The following is a 21,587-nucleotide window of genomic DNA, read 5'->3' as shown; positions in this document are numbered from 1 at the left end:
AGTGCCGAAATGAACGTGCTGCACGGCGTTTGCGGGCTTGCGGGCCTGTTGCTGATCGCATGGATTTTCAGCGAGAACCGTTGGCGGGTGCCGCTGCGTGTCGTCATCGCCGGGGTCGCCTTGCAGATCGCTTTGGCGTTTCTTTTCACCAAATTCCCGCCGGCAACGAAAGCATTCCTGCTGCTGAATGACGGCGTCACGGCGCTTCAGCAAGCGACCGACACGGGAACGGCATTGGTTTTCGGCTATCTCGGCGGCGGCGCCACGCCTTTCGTTGAAACGCATCCGGAAGCGAGCTTTGTACTGGCGTTTCGCGCCTTTCCGCTTGTTCTGGTGATCAGCGCCATCGCTTCGGTGCTGCTGTATTGGGGCATTCTGCAGCGTATCGTCGGCGCGCTCGCATTCGCGTTGCGCCGAACCCTTGGGATCGGTGGCGCACTCGCGCTTGGCGGCGCGGTGCATATTTTCGTCGGAATGGTGGAAGCCCCGCTGCTCGTGCGGCCCTACCTCAAGACGATGTCGCGCGGTGAGCTTTTCGCGCTGATGAGTTGCGGCATGGCTGGCATTGCCGGGACCATGATGGTCATCTACGCGGCGTTGCTGGGCTCCGTCATCCCGGACTCGCTCGGTCAGATTCTGATTGCCTCGATTATCAGCACGCCGGCTGCTCTCGCCATCGCGGCATTGATGGTTCCCTTCGTTCCGGATCCAAAGGAAGCGAGCGAGCTTTCGCTGTCGGATCCGCCGCACAGCACGATGGAAGCGATCGTCCGCGGAACGATCGACGGTATCGGCATCGTCGCGACGATCATCGCCATGCTGATCGTGCTCGTCGCTCTCGTCAGCCTTGTGAACCTTGCGCTTGGCCTACTGCCGTATTCCGGCACGCCACTTACGTTGCAGCAGTTGTTTGCCTATGCGTTCTGGCCGCTGCTCTGGCTGATCGGCATCCCCGTCGCGGACCTTTCGACGGCATCTCTACTGATGGGCACGAAGACCGTGCTGAACGAATTCGTCGCCTATCTCAACCTCTCGAAGTTGCCGCCAGACGCTCTGAGCCCGCGCACGCGCCTGATGATGACCTATGCGCTTTGCGGCTTCGCCAATTTTGGCAGTCTTGGAATTCTTGTTGGCGGCATGACGACGATGGCGCCCGAGCGGAAAAACGACATCATTTCGCTCGGTGCGCGCTCCATCCTTTCCGGCACGCTCGCGACCATGATGAGCGCAGCCGTCGTCGGAATGATCAACTGACGCGCCGCTGGCCTCGTATTTTCTTAAGAAAACATGCATTTCATGCGGCGTATTCGAAAAATATAGCAGCACGGGTACTGGGAACCGCCGTTTCGGTCACTACGTTCTCTGTCGGCGTGGGCAGGGGGCTGCCTGCTTCGAGGGATGTTCCCGATGAGGACACACGGATATTCGGCCGAAGAGTTGTCGCGTTTTTATGCCGTCTTGGATCGCGCCGTGCGCGAAGCCGCAGAGCGCGAAATCGAACTCTCCATTCCCACCATGGTGCAGCGCCTGTTCTTTGCCGCAGACCACGGCGAACGCGAAGCCGATAGGCTCATTGCAGCCATATTTGGGGATGCGGTAACGGTTAGTTGTGCGTCCGCTGCATAATCAAAAAATTGTTCCGCGTTGCGAAACAAATTCGCCGCTCGCGCGTATCTGTTTCGATGATGGGGGTCATTCATGGCATTACATCCAATGGGGTACGAGCTGACGCAGCGGGCCATTCGCATAACCTATCAGCGTGCGATTGATGCATACACTGTTGAAAGCGCGGTTCGTTATCACAGCGAACTCGTCGATCTTCTCGCGATCGAGGCGATGATCGTCAGAATGAGCGACCAGAACGAGACCGCGAAAAAGGCGGCGATCGACGACATTACCGCCTGCGCCAGTTATCATCGGGACGTCGTTGATCGGCTGACGGACATCATCGAATCGAAGCGGCAGCTGAGTTGGCGCCCCTGACGCCAAGCAAAGTCGGAGCTGGGGACGATGTTTTCCAGCCATCGTCTTGATGCGCACATTCTGTATGCTGTTGATAAATTCCGCCTCCGGCTTGCCTCGAATCGCTCACAAGCGGACGTTCCGTACCGTCTCCCATCATTGGCAAATTTTGGTGAGATCTACACCCCGGCAGCAGCCCTCGCTCGTCCGGGGTGTCCTTTTTGGAATTGCCGCGCTCCGCTGGCGCGTCACCACCGGGAAATAGTCCAAAAAATTTGCTTGGCTCTCGGAACCCGGGAGCCCTGAGAGCGTCGTTGCTCATGCCACGGTTGGCGTTCCCCCGCGCCGTCCCCCAAATCGTGGCCGACCCGAACACCCCGGCTTCCCCCGCGCCGGGGTGTTCCCTCTCTACGTCTGGCGCGATTTTCTCCCAAACGAGCGGGATGAGCAGCGGTGCATTGCATCTCTACGCGCGAGCACCCAATTTGCCCATCATGCCTTCCGATTGCATTTCTCAGCCTGATTTGTTTGGCCCGCACACCTTGCCGGGACTTCGCTATCGCGACGACTTTCTGTCCGAGGAAGAAGAGAGCAATCTCATTCGCCACATCGATGCCGAGGACCTCGCGCCATTTCGCTTTCAGCAGTGGACCGGCAAGCGCCTCACGGCGACCTTCGGCTGGAGCTACGATTTTGAAACGGGCAGGTTCGGCCCCACGCGGCCACTGCCAGAATTTCTCACGCCGGTACGCGAACGCGCCGCGCAGTTCGCCGGGCTGGCCGCCAGCCGTCTGGAACAGGCGCTTCTGATCCGTTACGACGCCGGCGCGGAGATCGGTTGGCACCGCGATCGCCCGGTCTTCGAGGAGGTCATCGGGATTTCGCTTGGATCGCCTGCGCCGATGCGTTTTCGGCAGCGGCTCGAAAAAGGCTTTCGGCGAAATACCGTACCGCTCGCGCCTCGTTCGATCTATCTGCTGTCCGGCGAAGCACGGTACGAGTGGGAGCACAGCATCGACGCGCTGCCTGAGGCGCGATGGTCGATTACCTTTCGGACGCTATCGGAAAAAGGCCGGGCAAAAAGCTCCCGGCCTGAGTAACTCCTTATGATTGTTTAGAAGCGCCGCTGCGCGGCATCGATGAGATCCGAAATATATCTCTTCGCGCGCCCCTCGATCTGCGCCGGCGAATAGCCTTCCTCACGCAGACGAGCGCGTAATTTCTGGACGGTATCGACAGCGCCCGAGCGAGCCATATCCACGGCCCGATCGAAAGACGCAAACTTCTGGGGATGCGTGCGCCGGTATTGCCAGATTACTGCGCCGACAGCGAAGCCGATCGCGCCGGCCGCGATAAGCGCAACAGCCGGTTTGTTCAGACCGCCGTCTTCCGTGTTTGCAGTTTCGTCGTTTGCATTTTCATCCGGCGTATCGTGTGCATACGTCATCTTGAAATCACTCTCTCTGGTTAAAAGATCACGAGGATTGCGGCTGCTGCTGAGATCGGTCACCGCCGTCGGAAAAGCTGAAAACATAAAGTCCAGCGGCGACCGCCAGAACCAGCGGCCAATTCTTTGTTGCGGTCCTGAGCAACGCGGGCAGCAGGATAGGTGCGGCCGTAGAGACAATGCCCATCAGCTGTTCGTTATCGAAAAACGATTTGGTGGCGTCGACCGGTTCTTCGCTTGCTGCCGCCTCCGGCTCCTCGTCCATAAGCGGCGACGAGCTGCGGAGTTTGACGACAATCGCAATGATGCCGCCGAGAACAACGAAAGCTGCGGCAACGATGAGATTGCCAATCTCCGCGCCGTACGTCCGGTTGACGTAGATCGACAAGCTCGCCGCGCCAAAGCCAAGCGCGACGATGAACGGAATGGTAATCAAAATCCGATTGCCAAGATCGGCAATCGCATTGTCAACGCTGGCCTCAGCTCTCTCGAACAGGCTTGCAAACATAGACGCGCTCCGAGCTTAGGCTTTCCAAATGGCGCCAAGAATGAAACCTGCGGCGACAGCCATGCCGAGCGTCGTCAATGGTTGCTCCGCGACGGATTTATCGACTGCGTTCGAAAAATTTTTCGCGACTTTCTGCATACCATCGCCAAGCTCGACGCCCTTCGACGCGAGCCGTTCGCCCGTATCCTGTAGATTGGCCGCGGTCCGTTCGAGCGAATCCATGGCGCGCATACCGGCGTCCACCGCTTTATCGGTTAAATCGTGGGAAGCTGATCTTACGTTTTCCGAAGTCTCTGAACTGGCCATGCCGTTCCTCCCGAAACCAAAACGATTTGGAACGCCAACGCCTCCCGGCGATCGTTTGTTCCGGGGCAATACCTTCAGGACGCTAGGCGATAGGGCGCATGCCGATCATCGTGGGGATCGTCGTGACGGCGGCGCGCTTCCTCGATCTCATAAAGGCGGTTCAATCGCTCGAGGATCGGAATGGAGGTCGTCCAATCCATGTCGTCCTGCAAGATGCGTTTGAGATCTTCGGCCGCCCGTTCGGCGAAAATTTCGACCCAATGCGCCGGCTCCGCAGAACTGTGCGGCAACGGGTCGAGGGACCTACGCAAACTCGAATTTTTATCGCTCATTGACGGGTAATGCCGTCTACGGACGGAGGTTCCCGGACGGCACCGGCGGCGTCCGCCACGCTGCGATAAGTCAATGGCCGGAAACGAACATTCCGATCTTATAAATTCTCGTAACCGAAGCTGCGTAGTTCTGATACGGCGCGCCTTTCGACCTCCCGGCCAGGCTGTCTCTTTCTGAAGCGCACCTTCGCAGGCCGGTAACCGCCCCACGAAATAGCCGCGCCAAGACACCCTCCGGCAAGCTTCGTCAGGCACATTCGCGGCGATGAATGCGGAAAGGCGGAGATTGCCATGAAATGGCTCGTGACCGTAGCGGTTGCCTGCACGATGTTTGCCGGAGCGGCAGCGGCCGGCGAGATGGATGGTCGTCGCCCTGGCGGCCCGGGTGGCGGCGGGCAGAACCCCTGGAGCCAAAACTCTGGCGTCTTTGTCGATGTGCCCTGGTCGGCGATCAACAATGGCAACAATTCCGGCATTCCGCCGCGCAGCGACTATGAGATCCACTGTCGCGACGTCCGTCACAGCTGCTTCGATCAGTTTGGCGTGAGCGAGCCGGGCTATGGCCAGTGCATGGCAAGCCGCGGCTGCTGATGCTGTAAACCCTTCCGGGCGCGCAGCACGTCCGTTTACGCCACCACTTTATCTTGCGTTTTCGTCTCGAAATCGCTGGCGTCGTGGCGCTCGCGCAATTGCTGATTGAGCGGCCCGGAAATGCGATTGACCATGCGTCCGCGTTTGACGGCAGGACGTTCCGCGATGGTATTCGCCCAGCGGTTGACGTTGGTGTAGTCCTGAACCTGCAGGAACTCGGCCACACCATAGAGATCACCGCGGACAAGATTGCCGTACCATGGCCAGATCGCGATATCTGCAATCGAGTAGTCGTGCCCTGCCATGAAGGCATGTGCCGCGAGATGGCGCTCCAGGACGTCGAGCTGTCGCTTGGTCTCCATCGCGAAACGATTGATCGCATATTCGATCTTGATCGGCGCATAGCTGTAGAAGTGACCGAGGCCGCCGCCGAGATAGGGTGCGCTACCCATCTGCCAGAACAGCCAGTTCAGCGCTTCTGTGCGCGCATCTGGATCGGGAGGCAGCAGCGCGCCGAATTTTTCCGCAAGATAAAGAAGAATGGCGCCCGACTCGAAGACACGTCGCGGCTTAGGCCCACTGCGATCCATGAGAGCTGGAATTTTCGAGTTCGGATTGACCTCGACGAAGCCGCTGCCGAACTGATCGCCCTTGTCGATGCGGATCAGCCAAGCATCGTACTCAGCGCCTTTATGGCCGAGCGCAAGCAGCTCTTCGAGCATGATCGTGACCTTCTGGCCATTCGGCGTCGCGAGCGAATAAAGCTGCAGCGGATGCCGTCCGATCGGAAGCTCCTTGTCGTGCGTCGCTCCGGCGATCGGACGATTGATGTTGGCGAATTGCCCACCGCTTGGTGCTTCCCAAGTCCAGATTTTCGGCGGGGTATAATCGGATGAGTTTGTCATGGCTGGGATTCTTGGATTGAAGGACATGGCGCCGCTTCGGTCGTAACAAGTGGACTGGAAGCCGCTTCATGCGCCGGAGCGCACCCAACATGACCCTTATCATCCATTGGCACCAGCCGCACGCCGAGACGACAAGCGCGTCGTTTTGCAACGCCGCCCGCCCCGGCGCCGGCATGTAGGCCGGACATCCGGAGCGGGTACGCATTTGTCCGCTTAAGCGGACACCAGCAGCGTTATGCTGCTTTCTGCCATTTCGCGGGTCCCTGGGCCTTGAGCTGTTCTTCGAAATCGCCCACGCCGAATGGCAGAACCGGCTGCAGTTGGTCGTCGAGAAAGACGAACAGAACGTCCTCGGCGTTTCGGAAGCTGAAAAACACGATCACGTCGTCCTCGCCGCCGCCTTCGAGATGCGGATCGCCATTGGCGACGCCGACGACATAACTGCCGACGGGGCGGATTTCTTTCATGTCGCCGTTCGGTTTGTAGAACCTCAGCTCTCCCTGCAGCACCAGCGTGATGTAGGGCACCTTGTGCTGGTGAAGCATTATTCTCGACTGCGCACCGAACTTGAAAATGGCGTCGACGATGCCGTTTTTGCGGTCGACATTGTAGACGTAGAACCAGAGGTCATCGAAACCCTCAAGTTGCCGCCAAGCAATATTGCTGTCATCGAATGTGTTGCCGGACACGACGTTCCTCCGTTGTTTCAGGATGATGTCTGGGCGCAATACAGCGTCCTGAACGGAACATCGGCTAGCAAGCCAGCGCCGACTACGGCGAAAAGCCCAGCGGCCGCCGGGCAAATTTCCCGACGAAGCAAGCCGGCGCTTCACGCGCTGTCGGCGTCCCGATAGATTGTGCGCAGCTTGAGACCGCTATCGCCGGAGTTTGCAATGACGCTGAAGTGGCTGCTCGTTCGCCGGATCACGCTGGTCGCGATAGCCTGTCTTTTCGCCGGATCGCTCATCGCCATCTATCGCGTGGCGAGCATCGCAAAGCACCAGAATGAAGAGCTGGCGCAATCCGTCAGCCGGCAACTCAATCTGCAACTCCTTCGGATCGACACGATGCTCGACATTCCGAAGAGATTTCCCGATTGGGACTTGGTCACCAGCTACGCTCTTCAGCCGGGACAGTGTGTGCAGCTGTTGAAGCAGGACGGGTCGGAATGGAGAACGAGCTGTTCCGGCGTTGACACGGTTTCGAACCCGTCGCCGCAATGGTTCATCGATGCGTACAGATCTCTCGTCGGTGGTGAGACGCGGGTATCTCGTCCGGTTTCATATCGCAACAAAGTTGCGGGCAGCGTGGTCGCAACCTTCAATCCTGCCGCGATTGCCGGCGAGACATGGCATACCATTGCGCCGGTATTCAGCTTCTCGGCTCTACTCGTCGCCCTGCTTTGCTTCGTCACGTACTACGTGATCGAGCGCGCACTGCGCCCCACGACGGTAATTCTAGACCGCATCAATCGCCTGGCGAAGGGCGATCTTTCCAGCCAGTTGCCGTCCTTCCGTGTCGTCGAAATCAATCGCATCAGCGAAGTCTTCAATGCGCTCGTCGCCGACCTCAAGCGCGCGTCGTCGGAGCGTGCCGAGCTTGCGCGCCGTCTGGTCGACGCTCAGGAACAGCAGCGTCGCCACATAGCGCGCGAGCTTCATGACGAAATCGCGCAGAAGCTCAGCGCGCTAAATGCCCTTGCCGCCTGTCTCAGAATAGCGGTGCAACACGACGCGACGAAGCTCGAAGGCGAGGCGAGGGCGTTGGAAGACATGGCTTCGAGCCTGATGATCTCTCTGCGCAAAACCTTGACGTATCTTCGTCCGCAGGAAATCGACGATCTCGGATTGCTTCCGAGCCTGGAAGGCCTTGTGGCCGCTTATAACACGGAGGCAAAAGGCCGGACGCGCTATACCATTGAGACGAGTGGCGACGTTGAAGACCTCAATTCCGAGACCAGAGCACACGTATATCGGATCATCCAAGAAGCCTTGAACAACGCTGCCAAACACGCCAATGCGCAAAACGTCAAGGTAACGCTCAACCAGTTTCGCAATGCGGCTGGCGAGAAAATCGAACTGGCGGTGACAGACGACGGCATCGGGTCGACGCCCGACGTCAAACAGAAAACGTTTGCCGGATCGGGATTGATCGGCATGCGCGAACGCGTGCTCGCGTTGAGCGGATCGTTGGATGCCGGGCCGCTTGAGCAGGGAGGCTTCGGGCTACATGTGCAGTTCCCGTCGCACGCGCATGGGAGCGCCGCATGAGAAATATCCGTGTGCTGCTGGTCGATGACCACGCCGTGGTCCGCGAAGGCTATCGGCGTCTGATCGAAAAGCATGACGGCATGGAAGTTGTCGCCGAGGCCGGCGATGCCTCGTCCGGATATGCAGCCTTCAAGGCCGCGAAACCGGACGTGGTCATCGCCGATATCTCTATGCCGGGTCGTGGGGGTATCGATCTCGTACGCCAGATCCGTCAGCTCGATCCGCATGCCCGCGTTTTGATGTTCACGATGCATGCCGACGCAACTTATGCGCAGCAGACATTCCGGGCCGGTGCGCGGGGCTACATCACCAAGAGCAGCGCGCCGGATGTGCTGATCAATGCGATCCGCAGCGTCTACGCGGGTAAGCCGGCGCTGTGCGATGAGATCAATCGCATCATCGCCGAGAGCCGCGTGATGGATGACGTCTCGCCGATCGATGCCTTGACTCCCCGCGAGTTCGAGATCCTCCGCATGATCCTCGACGCCAAGGCGACGGATGAGATCGCGAACGCTTTCAATCTCAGTCCGAAGACGATTGCAAATCATCACTACACGATCAAATCGAAGCTCGGCGTACAGTCCGATATCGAGCTCGTCTACCTTTGCATGAAGCACGGATTGATCGCATCGGTGTTGGCTTCGACATCGATTTAGCCGCAATTTTCGGGAATTTTTTCACTTTGCGGAGTGGTGCGATGCAATGACGAATGTTCGCGTGTCGAGCGAACTTCCGCTTGCATGAACTCTGTGCAACTGCCTACATGCTCGGCACCGGGGCTTATTCAAAATATTGTCAGCTACGTTGCCCCGCTGCGTTGCTGTCATCCTGGGACTGCTTGGCCGTAAAGGCTTGGCTCCACGCGGAAAGCGCGACCGTATCGCGCCGCAAGGTACCCACTATGACGTCACTTCAAGACCTTTCTATTTTGATCGTCGACCCGAATGGCGAAGCAGCGTTTGGACTACGGCAGTCGTTTATTGCTGCGGGTGCGAAAGCACACGTCGTCGAGAGCCTTGCATTCGCAGAGCGTCTTCTCGATGCAAAAAATATAGACGCTGTGGTGCTGCCGTATTCGCAGGATCCGCAGACGATCGGCTTCTGCCGCATGCTCTCTGTGCGCAATATTCCGTCCGTCTTTACGTCAGAGCCACCTGCGCGCTATCCGACGCGTCAGCAGATGTCAGGCGCGATCATCGCCGTCAAAGGCCTGATCGACGAGAGTGGTCTGCAGACTTACCACTCCATCAATTGACATCGCAAAAAAAACGCCGAGCGCGGAGTGCGCTCGGCGTCGTCTTTCAGCTATCGCACAAACCGACACGTGGGCGCGCGAAGGTTGACTAGTCTTCCGCGTCCTCGTCGGGGACGGCCTCGTTCTCGTCTTCCCGTTCATCGTCAGAATCGTCATCGTCGCCCGGATAGGATGGTGCTTCCAAAGGCTCGCCGGGCATCTGCACGGGCACCGGCGAGGGCTCGTCCGGATCGAATTCTTCCGGCTCGACGACTTGCTGCTTCCGCTTGTCCATTGTCTCTCCTCGCTCTCGAAAACGCCTTACCTGAAATATTGTGCGTTCTGGGATTAGATCCAGTGGGCCGGCATACGCGTCCTTTGAGTTACGTCAGACGCACCAGCATCGTGTCAGGACCTCCGATGTCGGAAACGATCTTAGTGGCAAACGCATCGTCTCCGCCGACAACGATATAGGCGAATTTCAGCGCCTTGGCTTTTGCCGCTTCGGCGCCGGCGCCAGGCGTCAATTCGTGAAAGACAGAGCGGTTGAACATACCGTCGTCCAAGATCTCCGCGATCGCCGGACAGGCGTAATAATAATACTCCCGCTGCTGCTCGATCGTGTCGATGAAGATCGACCCGAGTGCCTCCATAATGGCGCGCCGATTGCGATAGGTCGGGCTACAGGCAACAAGGATGCGCAGTGCGCTCGGGGGGGACTTGTGACGGCTCATGTTAAACAATTCCGCGATGTTGTCGGAACTCGAACGCGCCTCGAACCATTTTGCGCATGGCCTATGACAGGCATGAGCGTACTGATCACGAGGTGCGGCGAACGCACATAGCGGCCAAGCCAGTGATTAGGCGAGTGAAAAAATGCTGTCAGCGGGACGCCACGGTGTCGCGCGGCCTGCATACGCTGTGGCTCATGCTCAAAACGACAAGAAGGTCTGACGAAAGTAGGATACCCAAGCCAAGGAGCATCGCAGTGGATAGTCGCATTTCACAATTGGAGCGCGCATTCGAGCTTGCAAGCTCGGGCCGTTGTGCCTCGGTCGCGGACATCAAGCGCAAGTTGCGTGAAGAAGGTTATATGGACGACCAAGTGGAAGGGCCGTCTCTGTTTAGCCAACTGAACACTCTCATGAAAAAATCGAATGGCCACGCGTCGCGCAACGCGGCCCGTCCGTCGAGTTCGGGTTCGAGCGCAGCTTGAGCAATTCCCCATAAGTCTGGACGCACCCCGATCCCTGCCAATCGGGGTGCTCCATTCCGCTACGGCCTTTTGGGGCAGTCGCACTGAGGGATCGTGCGTGCCGTAGCCCCGGCTTTACCAACTGCGGTGGTTTCGGTTCCATCAGCGTGAAAGCAAGCGCTTCTGGACGGGTGTCTTGAGGACACAACGGGGAACTCCCAGCGAGCGCGGGCCGTTGCCTCATCTTCAGGAAGAGGTGGGTATATGGAAAGTTTCTCAATGGTGCAGGCAGGGCGATGGTTGTTTGGTGCCATTTCGATTTGCTGTCTCGCAGCAGCTGTGACCGCTGCGGAGGCACAAACAACGGAGCCCACGCCGTCTCAAAAACCAGACTCTCAAAAACCGGGCCTGGCAAAGCAATCCGGCGATGTCCCGCTGAGTAAGAAGCTCGATAGGAATGACGGCGTAATCAAGCCGCCCCACGGCATTGATCCTGAAATTCATCAGGCACCCCCGGCGAGCACCGGCGATAAAATGCCGGTCATCATCCCGCCGGGCGAGCCGGGAGGCGATCAAAGCGTCCAACCCAAATAATGCCGCGCACGGATCATGCCGCGTCCCTTTACTTTTCGGTAAGCTCGTCGATCGCGAATTGGCAATCTTCGAAGAGAATGTTGGCATATCATTCGTCTACAAACGAAGGCTGTAACCGCCCTTCGCGAAGGTCGAAAAAATGGAGAGTAGATGCGATGAAAATTGTTCTTGCAGCTTTGATCAGCCTTGGCCTCTGCAGCGCGGCAATGGCCGATGCAACATGTAGTGCAACCGCGAAAGAAAAGAAGCTCGCCGGTGCCGCGCTGAAAAGTTTTATGACGAAATGCACGAAAGACGCGAATACGAAGTGCACCGCTGACGCGAAAGGCAAGAAACTTCACGGTGCAGCCGAGACAAGCTTCACCAAGAAATGCGTACGCGACGCTACAGGCGCGTGACACGGAACCGGACAAGCAAGTAGCGCGTTCTCGGCTTCAAAGAACAGCAGCGGCGTGCTTTGGACTCAAGTAAGAGGCGCGCTGCTTTCCGGTGGTCTGCGCAAAAATGAGCGATGTTAGCCCTCAAGTCATCGGCGATATGTCGAAGTCCAGCGGATGCGAGCAGCAGCAGTCGTGGAAGAAAAAACTGCTCTGCTGGTTCACGGAGTTTGCCGGCTGGTCGGCACTTCTTATCGGATCGGCGTCGGCCTTCGTCGTTGCGACATTATCCGTGATTGTTTGGGCTGCCACCGGCCCGCTTTTTCATTATTCCGATACCTGGCAGCTCATCATAAATACCGGAACGACGTTGGTGACGTTCCTGGCCGTCTTTCTCATTCAACACAGCCAGAACAGAGACGGCAAGGCCATCCAACTCAAGCTCGACGAACTCATTCGTAGCACGCAGAAGGCGCGCAATCGGCTGATCGACCTTGAGCATTGCACTGATGAAGAGATCGAGCATCTTCAGCAAGAATTTGCCCGGCGCAGAAATTCGTAAGCTTCGCAAGATCGCGCACATCCTCGGGCGGCGGAACCGTGGGCTGCACGTGGCGTTCCACGGCAGTACGGGGTCGAAACGGAAAGGATGTCGACCATGCAAGCCGAAAACAGATTTCTTAACACCACCGAGGTGCCCGGCACGTCTGTCTACGACGGCAGTCATGCCGAGATCGGCGCTGTCGATGATCTCATCGTCGACACGATGACGGGAAAGGTACGCTATGCCGTATTGAGCTTCGGCGGATTTCTCGGGCTCGGAAAAAGCCAATACGTCATTCCGTGGACCGCGCTGAAATGGGATTCGGATCTCGATGGCTATGTGACGGGCATTACCGAAGAGCAGCTTCAATCTTCGCCCAATCTCGATCCGCTTTCGCTGCGCAATCGCGAGGCGGAGACGCGCCTGCATGAAGCCTATGGTGCGCCTGGCTATTGGGAGCTGGAGCCGAGGGGATAAAACCACGCTCTACGGAAGTCTAATCGCGCAGCCGTGAAGGGAGTTCGGGCGCTCTGTCGCAGAGCGAAACTCAACCGCATGGCTGCGCGTTCTTATCATCGATCTTCGCAGGAGAACGATGATGCATCCCGCAATGGCAGTTTGGATTTGGTCGGTAGCCATGCTGCGCGCATGGCAATCATCGATGTGGGAAGGCGGCAATTTAGGTCTGTCGCTGGATACCGCGCCAGCAACGATACAGCCTCGTACGCGTATCGCGAATTATGACATTCGCCTCGTCCCGGCGAATGATTATCTGCATTTTGAGGTCGCCGAAAAGCCGCTTCCCGATGTCCTGCTGGATCGGCTGGCCGATCTCTATTGGGCGGAACGCGACGCGGAACTCGCGATCTGAGGGTGAGCCCTGTCACTGGGAAGGCTTTGGCCTGTTACCGGTTCGCTCATCCTTATGGTCGACCTCAGCCAACCGCTTAAGCCGCTGCATTAGAGCGTCGGGTAGCTCTTGGACATCATTTGAGAACAATTTTCTCAATCGCACCGCTACCTGTCGCTCGAAATGAAACATCCAGTCATCGATATCTCGCACGCGCCCATCCAATCTTTTTTAATCCGTGTTTGCATTCGTAACGTATACGTTGGAATGCTGTTCCTGGCGCTTTGGACGCACGACGAAGCGAGCGCGCAGAAGGGCGCAAACCTCTTGCGCACCTCGACGCTCGGCGTTTGCCTTCGACCGGCGTTTTGCGCTGTTTGAACGAAGCGCTGCTGCGGATTGTTTGGTTAACATCATGAAATAGAACGTTACGCTGTCGTCACCCGACCGCCGCATTCCCCTTCGACAACACTCGCAAACGTGCAAAGCGGGGTGCGTGATGGACAAGGACAAAGCGGCAGAGCGGATCGTTCACGGCTTAAATCTCATTCGCGGTGAAGCGGCGCGTCTCGATACCGCCCGGGCGGAGGGCAGATCGTTCGAGGCGAAGCTCGCTCTTAAGACGATCAAAGACGAGTGCTTCCATCTACGGCAATTTTTGTACGAGCTTCGCGAGGACGGCCGGCTCGATTGATCGAGCAGACGAGCTGCACCGCGATAATATGCGGCCGTGCGCAGGCAATGGCTCTCGGCTACGTCAGAGCATCCCAATGAGATCGGTCGAAACCCCGAGTACCCTGCCATCGGCAAGACGCAGCATGACTATAATTTAATGGCCGCAGAGCTACGGAGGGACAGCAAAGGGCGCCCCAATAAACCTGCCTCAGGGCCCGATATCGTCCATTTGCGATAATCCGCGAGTATGATTGCGCGCCTTGCCCATATCGAACAAAGTAGGGGCTACGTGCGTTGTGACAATGGCCGTTACGGGTCACGGCGAGAGGTGGTTTCCCATGTCGAAGCAGAAATTCGCGCTGGCCTTGGGCGGTGGAGCCGCACGGGGCTGGGCGCATATCGGTATTTTGCGAGGCTTGGCGGAGGCTGGGTTAGAGCCCGAAATCGTCGTCGGTACATCGATTGGCGCCATTGTCGGCGGTCACTATGCGTCAGGACGTCTCGACACGCTGGAGGAATTTGCCCGAAGCCTTACCCGTCGGCGGGTGTTCAGCTTTCTTGATCTGAGCGTTTCCGGATCGGGCCTTATCGCGGGGCAACGCCTGTTCGACCGCTTCGACGATCATTTGCGCGGATACAAGATCGAAGATCTCCCAACGCGCTTTGCTGCAATTGCGACGGATCTGTCGTCCGGGCAGGAAGTGTGGTTGCGTCGCGGCAACGTGATCGACGCGGTTCGTGCTTCGTCGGCAATTCCGGGCATCGTGAAGCCGGTCAACATCAATGGCCGTTGGCTGGTCGACGGCTGTCTCGTCAACCCGATTCCGGTCTCGGTGTGCCGCGCACTGGGCGCGCGCGTCGTCATCGGGGTCAACCTGACGACGGAGTTTGGACGCGGTGGCATTTCGATTGGCGACGACGATGACGAGATTTCAGAGGAGGTCATCGTCGATGAGGCGCCCATCACGCGCTGGAATGGCCGCGGCGCGTTCCAGCTTCTGCACCGTCAATTGTTCGGCCGCAGCGACGGCGCGCCGGGAATCACCTCGGTTATTCTGAACTCCTTCAGCATTTTCCATGATCGGATCTCTCGCGCGCGGCTGATGGGCGATCCGCCCGATCTGCTTGTTGCGCCGAACCTTGCCGATATCGGCGTTCTCGACTTCCACCGCGCTGATGAAATGATCGCGAGCGGGCGGGCAGCGATAGAACCACATATTCCAATGATTGAGAGTTATTTGAACGCTCCGCCTCCGGCATTGATCAACACCCGACTTTTTGCCGGTTGAGGCCAGGCCAGCAGTTTTTCAGCACGCATTCAACGGTGAATAGCGCCCCGTGCGTCCGTGTACGGCACATCGTCACGCATGGGAAACCGTTTTAGGCTCGCGCGCGTCTATGTCTCGTGGTTTTCTTCGGCCTTGGCTGCGTGGGCTTTCTCAGGAGAGAGCGGGCGTTTGATGACCGTAGTCGCAACCATTCAAGACGTCAGGGATTTCGCTCTCGCCAAGCACGAAGGGCAAACGCGCACGCACGACGGCAAGCCCTATATCGCACATTTGGACGGCGTTGCGTCGATCTTGAGAGAGCACGGATATACGGCGCCGGAAGTGATCGCAGCCGCGTTCCTGCACGATACGCTGGAGAAAACCGATACGACGCTCGAAGAGTTGATCGAGAAGTTTGGGATGGTCGTCGCCGAACTCGTATTCTGGCTGACCGATACGGAGCAGGGCAGCCGCGAGGCCCGTGCGTTGGAGGCGGCGTGGCGCCTTTCCCGCGCGCCCTGGGATGCGAAGCTCATCAAGCTGGCTGACATCATCGATAACGGTACAGCCATCATCATGTGCAATCCCGATTTCGGACCGACGTTCCTCGATGAGAAGAGGTTGCAATTGAAAAAGATGGCAGAGGTTGAAAGTAGCAGGCTGCTGCGCCTTCCGCTGTTCCAGAAGGCTGCCATCGTCACGGAATCTGCTTCCCTGTAAAATCCGCACACGGCGCGAATGCATCGCGCCCCGTCGAGACATTCAATTCGCGTGCACGCCGTTGGCCTCAGAAACACGCTGCCGGCGAACGGTGCCATCGGACATGCTGGCGCGTACGCGCGGCAGGGAGCCCGGCAGTTCCTCCTGCAGAAACGCAATCAGCTTCTCTCGAACTTCGCATCTAAGGTCCCACGCCGCAGGCGAAGTGCGTGCGCTGACGAGCGCTCGGAGTTCGACCGTTCCTTCCGTCGCGTCCGTCACCTGCAGATTGACGACCTGCCCGTCCCAGAGCGGCGACGCCTTGGCGATCTCCTTCAGTTTCTCGCGCACGCGATCGACCGGCACAGTGTAATCGGCGTGCACGAAAACCGTGCCGATGATTGATGCATTCTCGCGCGTCCAGTTTTGAAAGGGTTTCTCGATGAAATACGAGAGCGGCACCACCAGGCGCCGCCAATCCCAAAGCTTGATGACGACGAAGGCCGACGTGATCTCTTCGATCCATCCCCATTCACCTTCGACGACAACCGCATCATAGACGCGGATTGGTTGCGTCATGGCGATCTGGACGCCGGCGATGAGGTTGGCGAAAACCGGACGCGCCGCAAGCGCAACGACGAGACCTGCAACGCCGGCGGAGGCAAAGAGGCTGATGCCGTATTGCCGAACCGCTTCGAACGTCATCAATGCCGCGCCGACCGTTACGATGACGATAAGCGTCTCGGCCGCGCGCTGGAGTATGCGAACCTGCGTGTAATGCTTGCGGGCAAGCAGGTTGTCGTCAGCCAGCACGTCGAACCTGCGCAGATAGAAGTCCGCAGCGATCTTCGTTGCAATCAAGGCGACCCAGCCTGCGAGGATGATGAAAGCAAGACCGAGCGCCCTGCTGAAAAAGGACTGGACGCTGTCGCTGAGCTGCGCAACGGGAACGGCCAGCGAAACGATAATGATGATGAGCGCAAGCCTTGTCGCGCCCTTCGTGTTGGTGAAAACCGACCGCAGGTAAGGGTGATTGACGCCGATCCAGCGGCGCATCGTGGCAACCAGTGCGCTATGCAAGACGATAGCGACGGCGATCGCGCCGAGCGCCAATCCCACCGGCAAGAGCCAATCCGGCATCGCACCGAATTGGAAAGAAGTAACGGCTTGGAGCATAAATCTCCCCGCGGGCCAATTGCTGCTTTGCAGCGTAACGCCAAGGGAAGAGGAGAGTTTCGTCGTCCAGACGATGCCAAGCGGCAGGAGGGGGCCGAGACCTGCAGGCACCCGTATCGTGCCGGAATGTCGCAGGAACAATCGGCGGCGTGGGAACGTAATCCTGGTACCACGGCCCGCACCTTCCCCCCAGGTGCCGTCCCTCAAGCCGTGGCCAAACCCGCACACCCTGGCTTCCCCCCAGCCAGGGTGTTCTTTTTTCAAAGGATCAGCGGCGTTCCTGCTCGACCAGAGCCAAGCGTTTCAGCGGCTCAGCGATGATGTCGGGCAGAACCGTGAAATTCCGTTCTGAGGTGAAGAGTTTTCTCAGACGCGGCGCGGCGCGATCCTTGAACTCGAGCACCCAGTCGTCGTGTAAGGAACAGGTAACTTGTGCGAACTTGCCCATCGCGATCGTTCCTTCTCCTGCATTCAAATCCAACACGAGAAGAATACGCGAAAAGTGTTTCCAATCATTTGCCTGAAATTCGATTGATCTCGGCCCGGAATATCGAAAACGGCACCACTGTTAGGAATTCGGTGACGAGCGCCGGTCGCTCTGATAGGACACCCGCACTGATCCCGGCCGCGGCGGATGTCGCGCCGGAAATCATCGCATTTGAATGGAAGGATAAAACGATGCCAACGATGTCAGACAATCGTCGCCGACGCATTATTGCCCGTCAGCGCAAGCTGGAAAACTTGAAGAAGCGGACGGGGAAGATCGCGAAGAAAGAGCGTAACGCCTAAAGTGCGCACAACGCGGGGCGGTCGTCGCGCGTTACGGTTGCCACTTGAAAGTTTCGTTGCTTTCAAGAACGGCAGCAAGCCGCGCCACCGCCTCCGCATGTTGATTTAATCTGTCTTCCAGCGCCGCCATCATGTTGGACTTCACGGTTTGCGGCCATCGACGCGCATGAATGAGGTTGAGCTCGATTGAGAGCTCGGTGATGATCTCATTGTGCCAATAAAGTGCGTCCTCGACGGTATAAGCGTCCAGCGCATTTTCCACGCAGATTTCCAGATATTCGCTAGCTTTCATCATGTTCGCATCCGGCTCGTCGGAACGCAGGTTTGAAGACGTGTCGCGAAAAAAACCGCGCCGCAAGCGAAGCGCATGCAAAAGCGCGCCGCCTTTCATGTGGTCGACCAGCTTGCGGATCAGCCACGAAGGATGGGTGCTGCCAAATGCGGGCAGGGGATGATTGCCGTCCGCCGCCATCGCTGAGCCCTCCCTGAACATATTCTACGCCATGTGAGCGTTTCTCTTGGGCGATCCTCCGCCGTTCGAACGACGCGCCATCGCCGGCTTTTGTTCCATTCTTCGCGGAAGAATTTGGCTTATTTCCAACGAGCTGGCGAAAGGATCGATGCGAAGATCGGCTGGTGCTGCAACTTTCCTCTGACCCGCAGGTAATAAGAACGATATCTGGCGTTTTACGCTCGGTATCGCGAGCCCCAGAGACTATCTGTCTTCACAAACACCGCTCCGCGGATCCTCGATAGTCGTTGGAGTTCGATCCTGTGCCGGTCCACCCTCCCGGCGCGTGGCTTCGTCGAGCGGAGCCGTAAAAAGCCTCGGTTTTTGCCTCAAGCGAAGCCGAGGCTTTTTATTTTTGAACGCAGGCAACTGCGGAACCTCTCAATTCCGAGAGGCGTTGAAGCCGCACAACGACAGGAGGATAGTTATGAATTGGGATCGTATCGAAGGTAACTGGAAGCAGTTCAGTGGCAAGGTCAAAGAGAAGTGGGGACAATTGACCGACGATGATCTTGCCCAGGTGAACGGCAATCGCGAGCAGCTCGAAGGAATTCTCCAGAAGCGCTACGGGTATGCAAAAGACCAGGCCAAGCAGGAACTCGATCGCTGGTCGGATTCACTGTGACGCCGATATTAGCAGTCTTGCAATGGAAGGGCCCAAATTTTGGGCCTTTCTTTTTGGCTTCGGCGTCTAGAATGGGACCACAGACGATTCTGCGTCGGGGGACATCAGGCATGACCGAAACGTTTTACGCCGAAATTCTCACGCGTTCCGAGCAAGATCGCGCCAACGGACGGTTGGAAATCTCGCTGTGCAATGCGGCCGGGGACTGTCAGACGATTTCACTCAGTACCGATGCGGTCGCCGCTCTTGCATCGCTGATTGCTGACGCACAGCAACAGAGCGCGGCACTGACCAAAATCCCGGATAATTTTGCAGTCGGTCACGGTCGTCACGAACCGGTCGTCATGTTGCGCTTCGAGGATGACCCGGCCTACGGCCTGACGGCGGAACAAGCGTTTGGCCTTGGCGAAGCGCTGCTGGAAGAGGCCGAGACCGTCGCTACTAAGATGAAATACACGGTGCGCCAGTAGACGGCGTATATTCATCAGGTATGCCGGGCGACAAGCTTTCGCGCGCTTTTCAAATCATGCACGAAATCGGCGTAGGCTGACTCTTTCTCATCGTGATCGCGAATACGCAGGATCGAAGACGGATGCACGGTGATGAAGCCAGCCATCGTCCCGAAGTCTGCCGGTCCACGTGAGCGCCCGATAACCACGGGCGCACCGGCCAGCGCATATGCGGCAGTCCCGCCAAGCGCTACGACGAGATGCGGGTGGACGAAGTCCAGCTCCTTCATCAGCCACCAGCGATAGTGCTTCACTTCTCCCATCGTCGGCTTCTCGTGAAGGCGTCGCTTGCCGCGCTGCTGAAACTTGAAGTGCTTTACCGCATTCGTGACGTAAGATTGCGCGCGATCTATTCCGGCTTCACCGAGCGCTTTATCGAGCAGCTTGCCTGCCGGTCCGACGAACGGATGGCCTTCGAGATCTTCCTGGTCGCCCGGCTGTTCACCGACGAACGCAAGCGCTGCTCCAATCGGCCCCTCGCCGAAGACGGCGCGCGTTCCACCCTCGACCATTGGGCCAGCGGCCGCCATATCTTCGTTGAGTTCGGCGAGAGTGCGAGGCTCGTTCCCGACCGTAGGCTCAAAGAGATCGCCGGTCGAGGGACTCGGCGAAGCGCGCTTGCGCACAGACGGTTTGGAAGCTTCCTTCGGCATGGCGGGCTCAACGCGCAGATGAAAGGCGAGTTTAGTCCATCACGCGCCAACGGGCGATTGGTTCCCATCAAATGAAATGGGCGCCGGAACGTGGGGTTCCGGCGCCCTCGTCTGAGGCAAGTCAGGGAGCACTGCCAACCTCAGTCGTGGAAGGTCTCCCCATGGAGAGCGAGGTCGAGGCCTTCGGCCTCTTCGGCTTCGCTCACCCTCAAGCCAATCGTGTACTTGATGAGGAGAAGAATGATGAGGCTTACGACGCCGGACCAGACCAGCGTTATGGCAACGCCCTCGACCTGCAGCATCATCTGACCGGGATTGCCGTCGAGCAGCCCCGATTTGCCCGCGCCGCCGACCGACTGCACGGCATAGACGCCGGTCAGGATCGCGCCGAGGATGCCGCCAAGGCCGTGAACGCCCCAAACGTCGAGGGCATCGTCATATCCAAACATATGCTTGAAGCCGGTCACGCCCCAGTAGCAGACGACGCCCGCCGCAAGACCGATGATGAAAGCGCCGTTGACTGAGACGAAGCCGCAAGCCGGCGTGATCGCTACGAGGCCGGCGATAGCGCCGGAAATGGCGCCAAGCAGACTCGGTTTGCCTTTGACGACCCATTCGAGCAGCGTCCACGACACGAGCGCGGCGGCCGTTGCGAGATGCGTGTTGATCATCGTGATACCGGTCGAAGCGCCGGCGCTCAGCACCGAGCCGACGTTGAAGCCGAACCAGCCGACCCACAGCAGCGAGCCGCCGACCATCGTCAGCGCCAGGTTATGCGGCGCCATCTGAACGGTGCCGTAGCCCTTGCGCTTTCCGATCACGATTGCCGCGACGAGGCCCGCGATGGCCGAGTTGATGTGAACGACGGTGCCGCCCGCGAAGTCGAGAACGCCGGCGCCGCCGAGATAGCCGCCCGGTCCCCAGACCATGTGGGCAATCGGCACGTAAGCGAAGAGCAGCCAGAGCGACACGAAAATCATCGCGGCCGAGAACTTCATGCGGTCAGCCGGACCGCCCAAGGCGATGACTGGCGTGATGATCGCAAACGTGCCCTGGAACATGATGAAGAGAAATTCCGGGATGGTCGGCGCTGCCGGAGCCGGAGTATCCGGCGCAATGCCAGCGAGCATGACCTTCGAAAAACCGCCGAAGAACGCGTTGCCTTCCGTGAAGGCCAGCGAATAGCCGACGACGCACCAGATCACCGAAAGGATACCGGCTGCGAACGTGCACTGCATCAGAATGGCGAGGGCGTTTTTCTTGCGAACCATGCCGCCGTAGAAGAGCGCGAGGCCGGGAACGAGCATCGCCAGCACCAATACGGACGACGTCAGCATCCATGCGGTGTCGCCCGAGTTGATGGCCGGCGGCGGGGCGGCAGCCTGTGCGAGGACGGCCGCCGAAGACGCAAGGAGCATCGCGACGCTGAGAGCCGAGGCCCCCAGCGACGCCCGAATTCTTGAAGTCATTATGTATTCCCCCAAAACTAGGACACGATCATCGACTGCCGCTCGATAGGCAGGCGCAATCGACTGCATTCTCGGAGGGCATGAAAGTTTCCCGCAAG

Annotated in this window: 31 protein-coding genes; 18 read left to right on the top strand and 13 right to left on the bottom strand. The window is 58.4% G+C overall.

Annotated features, from left to right (window positions below; translation table 11 throughout):
* Positions 1-9: 9 nt before the first annotated feature.
* The 4 genes from HYPMC_RS11470 to HYPMC_RS11455 all read left to right on the top strand — a co-directional run bounded on the left by HYPMC_RS11470 (position 10) and on the right by HYPMC_RS11455 (position 3,062).
* Positions 10-1,254, top strand: coding sequence for a NupC/NupG family nucleoside CNT transporter (locus HYPMC_RS11470; protein WP_013948107.1), 1,245 nt, complete (start codon positions 10-12; stop codon positions 1,252-1,254).
* Between the two features lie 153 nt (positions 1,255-1,407).
* Positions 1,408-1,626 (top strand): hypothetical protein, encoded by a 219-nt coding sequence (locus HYPMC_RS11465; RefSeq protein WP_013948106.1) that lies wholly within the window; start codon positions 1,408-1,410, stop codon positions 1,624-1,626.
* 72 nt (positions 1,627-1,698) lie between these two features.
* Positions 1,699-1,983 carry a hypothetical protein gene (locus HYPMC_RS11460; protein ID WP_013948105.1) on the top strand — a complete coding sequence of 95 codons (285 nt, stop codon included), beginning with the start codon at positions 1,699-1,701 and terminating at the stop codon, positions 1,981-1,983.
* 422 nt (positions 1,984-2,405) lie between these two features.
* Positions 2,406-3,062 (top strand): alpha-ketoglutarate-dependent dioxygenase AlkB, encoded by a 657-nt coding sequence (locus HYPMC_RS11455; protein ID WP_024276037.1) that lies wholly within the window; start codon positions 2,406-2,408, stop codon positions 3,060-3,062.
* 14 nt (positions 3,063-3,076) lie between these two features.
* Here the strand turns inward: HYPMC_RS11455 and HYPMC_RS11450 are convergent, their stop codons facing one another.
* From HYPMC_RS11450 to HYPMC_RS11435, 4 genes are all read right to left on the bottom strand, one after another.
* Positions 3,077-3,409: a hypothetical protein gene (locus HYPMC_RS11450; protein ID WP_013948102.1), complete on the bottom strand. Its 333-nt coding sequence runs from the start codon at positions 3,407-3,409 to the stop codon at positions 3,077-3,079.
* 28 nt (positions 3,410-3,437) lie between these two features.
* Positions 3,438-3,917, bottom strand: a complete 480-nt coding sequence (locus HYPMC_RS11445) for a hypothetical protein (RefSeq protein ID WP_013948101.1) — start codon at positions 3,915-3,917, stop codon at positions 3,438-3,440.
* A gap of 15 nt (positions 3,918-3,932) precedes the next feature.
* On the bottom strand, positions 3,933-4,223 hold the full coding sequence (locus HYPMC_RS11440) for a hypothetical protein (RefSeq protein ID WP_013948100.1): 291 nt from the start codon (positions 4,221-4,223) through the stop codon (positions 3,933-3,935).
* A 74-nt stretch (positions 4,224-4,297) separates the two neighbouring features.
* The gene (locus tag HYPMC_RS11435) at positions 4,298-4,534 is read right to left on the bottom strand and encodes a hypothetical protein (protein WP_210160624.1); all 237 of its coding nucleotides are present in this window, start codon (positions 4,532-4,534) and stop codon (positions 4,298-4,300) included.
* Between the two features lie 312 nt (positions 4,535-4,846).
* Here HYPMC_RS11435 and HYPMC_RS11430 point away from each other — a divergent pair, with 312 nt between their 5' ends.
* On the top strand, positions 4,847-5,146 hold the full coding sequence (locus HYPMC_RS11430) for a hypothetical protein (RefSeq protein ID WP_013948098.1): 300 nt from the start codon (positions 4,847-4,849) through the stop codon (positions 5,144-5,146).
* A gap of 35 nt (positions 5,147-5,181) precedes the next feature.
* Here HYPMC_RS11430 and yghU read toward each other — a convergent pair whose 3' ends face one another.
* Positions 5,182-6,051: a glutathione-dependent disulfide-bond oxidoreductase gene (gene yghU, locus HYPMC_RS11425; protein WP_024276035.1), complete on the bottom strand. Its 870-nt coding sequence runs from the start codon at positions 6,049-6,051 to the stop codon at positions 5,182-5,184.
* 233 nt (positions 6,052-6,284) lie between these two features.
* Entirely contained in the window at positions 6,285-6,740 is a 456-nt protein-coding gene (locus HYPMC_RS11420) for a hypothetical protein (protein WP_013948096.1), read from the bottom strand.
* Between the two features lie 204 nt (positions 6,741-6,944).
* Here HYPMC_RS11420 and HYPMC_RS11415 point away from each other — a divergent pair, with 204 nt between their 5' ends.
* The 3 genes from HYPMC_RS11415 to HYPMC_RS11405 all read left to right on the top strand — a co-directional run bounded on the left by HYPMC_RS11415 (position 6,945) and on the right by HYPMC_RS11405 (position 9,576).
* Entirely contained in the window at positions 6,945-8,321 is a 1,377-nt protein-coding gene (locus HYPMC_RS11415) for a sensor histidine kinase (RefSeq protein ID WP_013948095.1), read from the top strand.
* Positions 8,318-8,977, top strand: a complete 660-nt coding sequence (locus HYPMC_RS11410; protein WP_013948094.1) for a response regulator transcription factor — start codon at positions 8,318-8,320, stop codon at positions 8,975-8,977. Before HYPMC_RS11415 ends, HYPMC_RS11410 begins: the two co-directional genes overlap by 4 nt.
* A gap of 245 nt (positions 8,978-9,222) precedes the next feature.
* On the top strand, positions 9,223-9,576 hold the full coding sequence (locus HYPMC_RS11405; protein ID WP_013948093.1) for a hypothetical protein: 354 nt from the start codon (positions 9,223-9,225) through the stop codon (positions 9,574-9,576).
* 88 nt (positions 9,577-9,664) lie between these two features.
* Here the strand turns inward: HYPMC_RS11405 and HYPMC_RS11400 are convergent, their stop codons facing one another.
* Together HYPMC_RS11400 and HYPMC_RS11395 are read right to left on the bottom strand one after the other, a co-directional pair.
* Entirely contained in the window at positions 9,665-9,850 is a 186-nt protein-coding gene (locus HYPMC_RS11400) for a hypothetical protein (RefSeq protein WP_013948092.1), read from the bottom strand.
* An 88-nt stretch (positions 9,851-9,938) separates the two neighbouring features.
* On the bottom strand, positions 9,939-10,289 hold the full coding sequence (locus HYPMC_RS11395) for a hypothetical protein (RefSeq protein WP_013948091.1): 351 nt from the start codon (positions 10,287-10,289) through the stop codon (positions 9,939-9,941).
* A gap of 740 nt (positions 10,290-11,029) precedes the next feature.
* Here HYPMC_RS11395 and HYPMC_RS11385 point away from each other — a divergent pair.
* From HYPMC_RS11385 to HYPMC_RS11345, 8 genes are all read left to right on the top strand, one after another.
* Positions 11,030-11,344, top strand: a complete 315-nt coding sequence (locus tag HYPMC_RS11385; RefSeq protein ID WP_035575815.1) for a hypothetical protein — start codon at positions 11,030-11,032, stop codon at positions 11,342-11,344.
* A gap of 155 nt (positions 11,345-11,499) precedes the next feature.
* Complete coding sequence (locus HYPMC_RS11380; RefSeq protein ID WP_013948088.1) at positions 11,500-11,742, top strand: PsiF family protein; 243 nt, start codon at positions 11,500-11,502, stop codon at positions 11,740-11,742.
* Positions 11,743-11,848: 106 nt separating this feature from the next.
* On the top strand, positions 11,849-12,283 hold the full coding sequence (locus HYPMC_RS11375) for a low affinity iron permease family protein (RefSeq protein ID WP_013948087.1): 435 nt from the start codon (positions 11,849-11,851) through the stop codon (positions 12,281-12,283).
* Between the two features lie 87 nt (positions 12,284-12,370).
* On the top strand, positions 12,371-12,742 hold the full coding sequence (locus HYPMC_RS11370) for a PRC-barrel domain-containing protein (protein ID WP_024276032.1): 372 nt from the start codon (positions 12,371-12,373) through the stop codon (positions 12,740-12,742).
* Between the two features lie 133 nt (positions 12,743-12,875).
* Entirely contained in the window at positions 12,876-13,136 is a 261-nt protein-coding gene (locus HYPMC_RS11365; protein WP_244421020.1) for a hypothetical protein, read from the top strand.
* A 478-nt stretch (positions 13,137-13,614) separates the two neighbouring features.
* Positions 13,615-13,809: a hypothetical protein gene (locus HYPMC_RS11355; protein WP_013948082.1), complete on the top strand. Its 195-nt coding sequence runs from the start codon at positions 13,615-13,617 to the stop codon at positions 13,807-13,809.
* Positions 13,810-14,128: 319 nt separating this feature from the next.
* Positions 14,129-15,079, top strand: a complete 951-nt coding sequence (locus HYPMC_RS11350) for a patatin-like phospholipase family protein (protein ID WP_013948080.1) — start codon at positions 14,129-14,131, stop codon at positions 15,077-15,079.
* Between the two features lie 171 nt (positions 15,080-15,250).
* Positions 15,251-15,778, top strand: a complete 528-nt coding sequence (locus HYPMC_RS11345; RefSeq protein WP_013948079.1) for an HD domain-containing protein — start codon at positions 15,251-15,253, stop codon at positions 15,776-15,778.
* Positions 15,779-15,820: 42 nt separating this feature from the next.
* On the opposite strand, the gene HYPMC_RS11340 is transcribed toward HYPMC_RS11345, so the two are convergent.
* The 3 genes from HYPMC_RS11340 to HYPMC_RS11325 form a co-directional block, all read right to left on the bottom strand.
* Positions 15,821-16,933: a mechanosensitive ion channel family protein gene (locus HYPMC_RS11340; protein ID WP_024276030.1), complete on the bottom strand. Its 1,113-nt coding sequence runs from the start codon at positions 16,931-16,933 to the stop codon at positions 15,821-15,823.
* 268 nt (positions 16,934-17,201) lie between these two features.
* Positions 17,202-17,381, bottom strand: coding sequence for a hypothetical protein (locus HYPMC_RS11335; protein ID WP_013948077.1), 180 nt, complete (start codon positions 17,379-17,381; stop codon positions 17,202-17,204).
* Between the two features lie 372 nt (positions 17,382-17,753).
* On the bottom strand, positions 17,754-18,194 hold the full coding sequence (locus HYPMC_RS11325; RefSeq protein ID WP_013948075.1) for a hypothetical protein: 441 nt from the start codon (positions 18,192-18,194) through the stop codon (positions 17,754-17,756).
* Positions 18,195-18,660: 466 nt separating this feature from the next.
* On the opposite strand from HYPMC_RS11325, the gene HYPMC_RS11320 reads away from it, so the two are divergent.
* Positions 18,661-18,858, top strand: a complete 198-nt coding sequence (locus HYPMC_RS11320; RefSeq protein WP_013948074.1) for a CsbD family protein — start codon at positions 18,661-18,663, stop codon at positions 18,856-18,858.
* 110 nt (positions 18,859-18,968) lie between these two features.
* Positions 18,969-19,328 (top strand): hypothetical protein, encoded by a 360-nt coding sequence (locus HYPMC_RS11315; protein WP_013948073.1) that lies wholly within the window; start codon positions 18,969-18,971, stop codon positions 19,326-19,328.
* A 14-nt stretch (positions 19,329-19,342) separates the two neighbouring features.
* Here HYPMC_RS11315 and HYPMC_RS11310 read toward each other — a convergent pair whose 3' ends face one another.
* Positions 19,343-20,020 (bottom strand): UdgX family uracil-DNA binding protein, encoded by a 678-nt coding sequence (locus HYPMC_RS11310; protein WP_013948072.1) that lies wholly within the window; start codon positions 20,018-20,020, stop codon positions 19,343-19,345.
* 140 nt (positions 20,021-20,160) lie between these two features.
* Complete coding sequence (locus HYPMC_RS11305; RefSeq protein ID WP_013948071.1) at positions 20,161-21,489, bottom strand: ammonium transporter; 1,329 nt, start codon at positions 21,487-21,489, stop codon at positions 20,161-20,163.
* Between the last annotated feature and the right edge of the window lie 98 nt (positions 21,490-21,587).

It is taken from the genome of Hyphomicrobium sp. MC1, assembly GCF_000253295.1.
Classification (GTDB): Bacteria; Pseudomonadota; Alphaproteobacteria; order Rhizobiales; family Hyphomicrobiaceae; genus Hyphomicrobium_B.
The sequence above is the reverse complement of the archived record's forward strand: the minus strand, read 5'-3'. Positions and strand labels throughout refer to the sequence as shown.

Coding starts and splice junctions, on each gene's coding strand:
- HYPMC_RS11465 (WP_013948106.1), top strand. CDS start 1,408: ATGAGGACACACGGATATTCGGCCGAAGAGTTGTCGCGTTTTTATGCC.
- HYPMC_RS11345 (WP_013948079.1), top strand. CDS start 15,251: ATGACCGTAGTCGCAACCATTCAAGACGTCAGGGATTTCGCTCTCGCC.
- HYPMC_RS11320 (WP_013948074.1), top strand. CDS start 18,661: ATGAATTGGGATCGTATCGAAGGTAACTGGAAGCAGTTCAGTGGCAAG.
- HYPMC_RS11310 (WP_013948072.1), bottom strand. CDS start 20,020: ATGCCGAAGGAAGCTTCCAAACCGTCTGTGCGCAAGCGCGCTTCGCCG.
- HYPMC_RS11325 (WP_013948075.1), bottom strand. CDS start 18,194: ATGGCGGCGGACGGCAATCATCCCCTGCCCGCATTTGGCAGCACCCAT.
- HYPMC_RS11305 (WP_013948071.1), bottom strand. CDS start 21,489: ATGACTTCAAGAATTCGGGCGTCGCTGGGGGCCTCGGCTCTCAGCGTC.
- HYPMC_RS11400 (WP_013948092.1), bottom strand. CDS start 9,850: ATGGACAAGCGGAAGCAGCAAGTCGTCGAGCCGGAAGAATTCGATCCG.
- HYPMC_RS11415 (WP_013948095.1), top strand. CDS start 6,945: ATGACGCTGAAGTGGCTGCTCGTTCGCCGGATCACGCTGGTCGCGATA.
- HYPMC_RS11440 (WP_013948100.1), bottom strand. CDS start 4,223: ATGGCCAGTTCAGAGACTTCGGAAAACGTAAGATCAGCTTCCCACGAT.
- HYPMC_RS11445 (WP_013948101.1), bottom strand. CDS start 3,917: ATGTTTGCAAGCCTGTTCGAGAGAGCTGAGGCCAGCGTTGACAATGCG.
- HYPMC_RS11405 (WP_013948093.1), top strand. CDS start 9,223: ATGACGTCACTTCAAGACCTTTCTATTTTGATCGTCGACCCGAATGGC.
- HYPMC_RS11450 (WP_013948102.1), bottom strand. CDS start 3,409: ATGACGTATGCACACGATACGCCGGATGAAAATGCAAACGACGAAACT.
- yghU (WP_024276035.1), bottom strand. CDS start 6,051: ATGACAAACTCATCCGATTATACCCCGCCGAAAATCTGGACTTGGGAA.
- HYPMC_RS11375 (WP_013948087.1), top strand. CDS start 11,849: ATGAGCGATGTTAGCCCTCAAGTCATCGGCGATATGTCGAAGTCCAGC.
- HYPMC_RS11460 (WP_013948105.1), top strand. CDS start 1,699: ATGGCATTACATCCAATGGGGTACGAGCTGACGCAGCGGGCCATTCGC.
- HYPMC_RS11410 (WP_013948094.1), top strand. CDS start 8,318: ATGAGAAATATCCGTGTGCTGCTGGTCGATGACCACGCCGTGGTCCGC.
- HYPMC_RS11370 (WP_024276032.1), top strand. CDS start 12,371: ATGTCGACCATGCAAGCCGAAAACAGATTTCTTAACACCACCGAGGTG.
- HYPMC_RS11315 (WP_013948073.1), top strand. CDS start 18,969: ATGACCGAAACGTTTTACGCCGAAATTCTCACGCGTTCCGAGCAAGAT.
- HYPMC_RS11335 (WP_013948077.1), bottom strand. CDS start 17,381: ATGGGCAAGTTCGCACAAGTTACCTGTTCCTTACACGACGACTGGGTG.
- HYPMC_RS11365 (WP_244421020.1), top strand. CDS start 12,876: ATGGCAGTTTGGATTTGGTCGGTAGCCATGCTGCGCGCATGGCAATCA.
- HYPMC_RS11430 (WP_013948098.1), top strand. CDS start 4,847: ATGAAATGGCTCGTGACCGTAGCGGTTGCCTGCACGATGTTTGCCGGA.
- HYPMC_RS11355 (WP_013948082.1), top strand. CDS start 13,615: ATGGACAAGGACAAAGCGGCAGAGCGGATCGTTCACGGCTTAAATCTC.
- HYPMC_RS11350 (WP_013948080.1), top strand. CDS start 14,129: ATGTCGAAGCAGAAATTCGCGCTGGCCTTGGGCGGTGGAGCCGCACGG.
- HYPMC_RS11380 (WP_013948088.1), top strand. CDS start 11,500: ATGAAAATTGTTCTTGCAGCTTTGATCAGCCTTGGCCTCTGCAGCGCG.
- HYPMC_RS11395 (WP_013948091.1), bottom strand. CDS start 10,289: ATGAGCCGTCACAAGTCCCCCCCGAGCGCACTGCGCATCCTTGTTGCC.
- HYPMC_RS11470 (WP_013948107.1), top strand. CDS start 10: ATGAACGTGCTGCACGGCGTTTGCGGGCTTGCGGGCCTGTTGCTGATC.
- HYPMC_RS11455 (WP_024276037.1), top strand. CDS start 2,406: ATGAGCAGCGGTGCATTGCATCTCTACGCGCGAGCACCCAATTTGCCC.
- HYPMC_RS11340 (WP_024276030.1), bottom strand. CDS start 16,933: ATGCTCCAAGCCGTTACTTCTTTCCAATTCGGTGCGATGCCGGATTGG.
- HYPMC_RS11385 (WP_035575815.1), top strand. CDS start 11,030: ATGGTGCAGGCAGGGCGATGGTTGTTTGGTGCCATTTCGATTTGCTGT.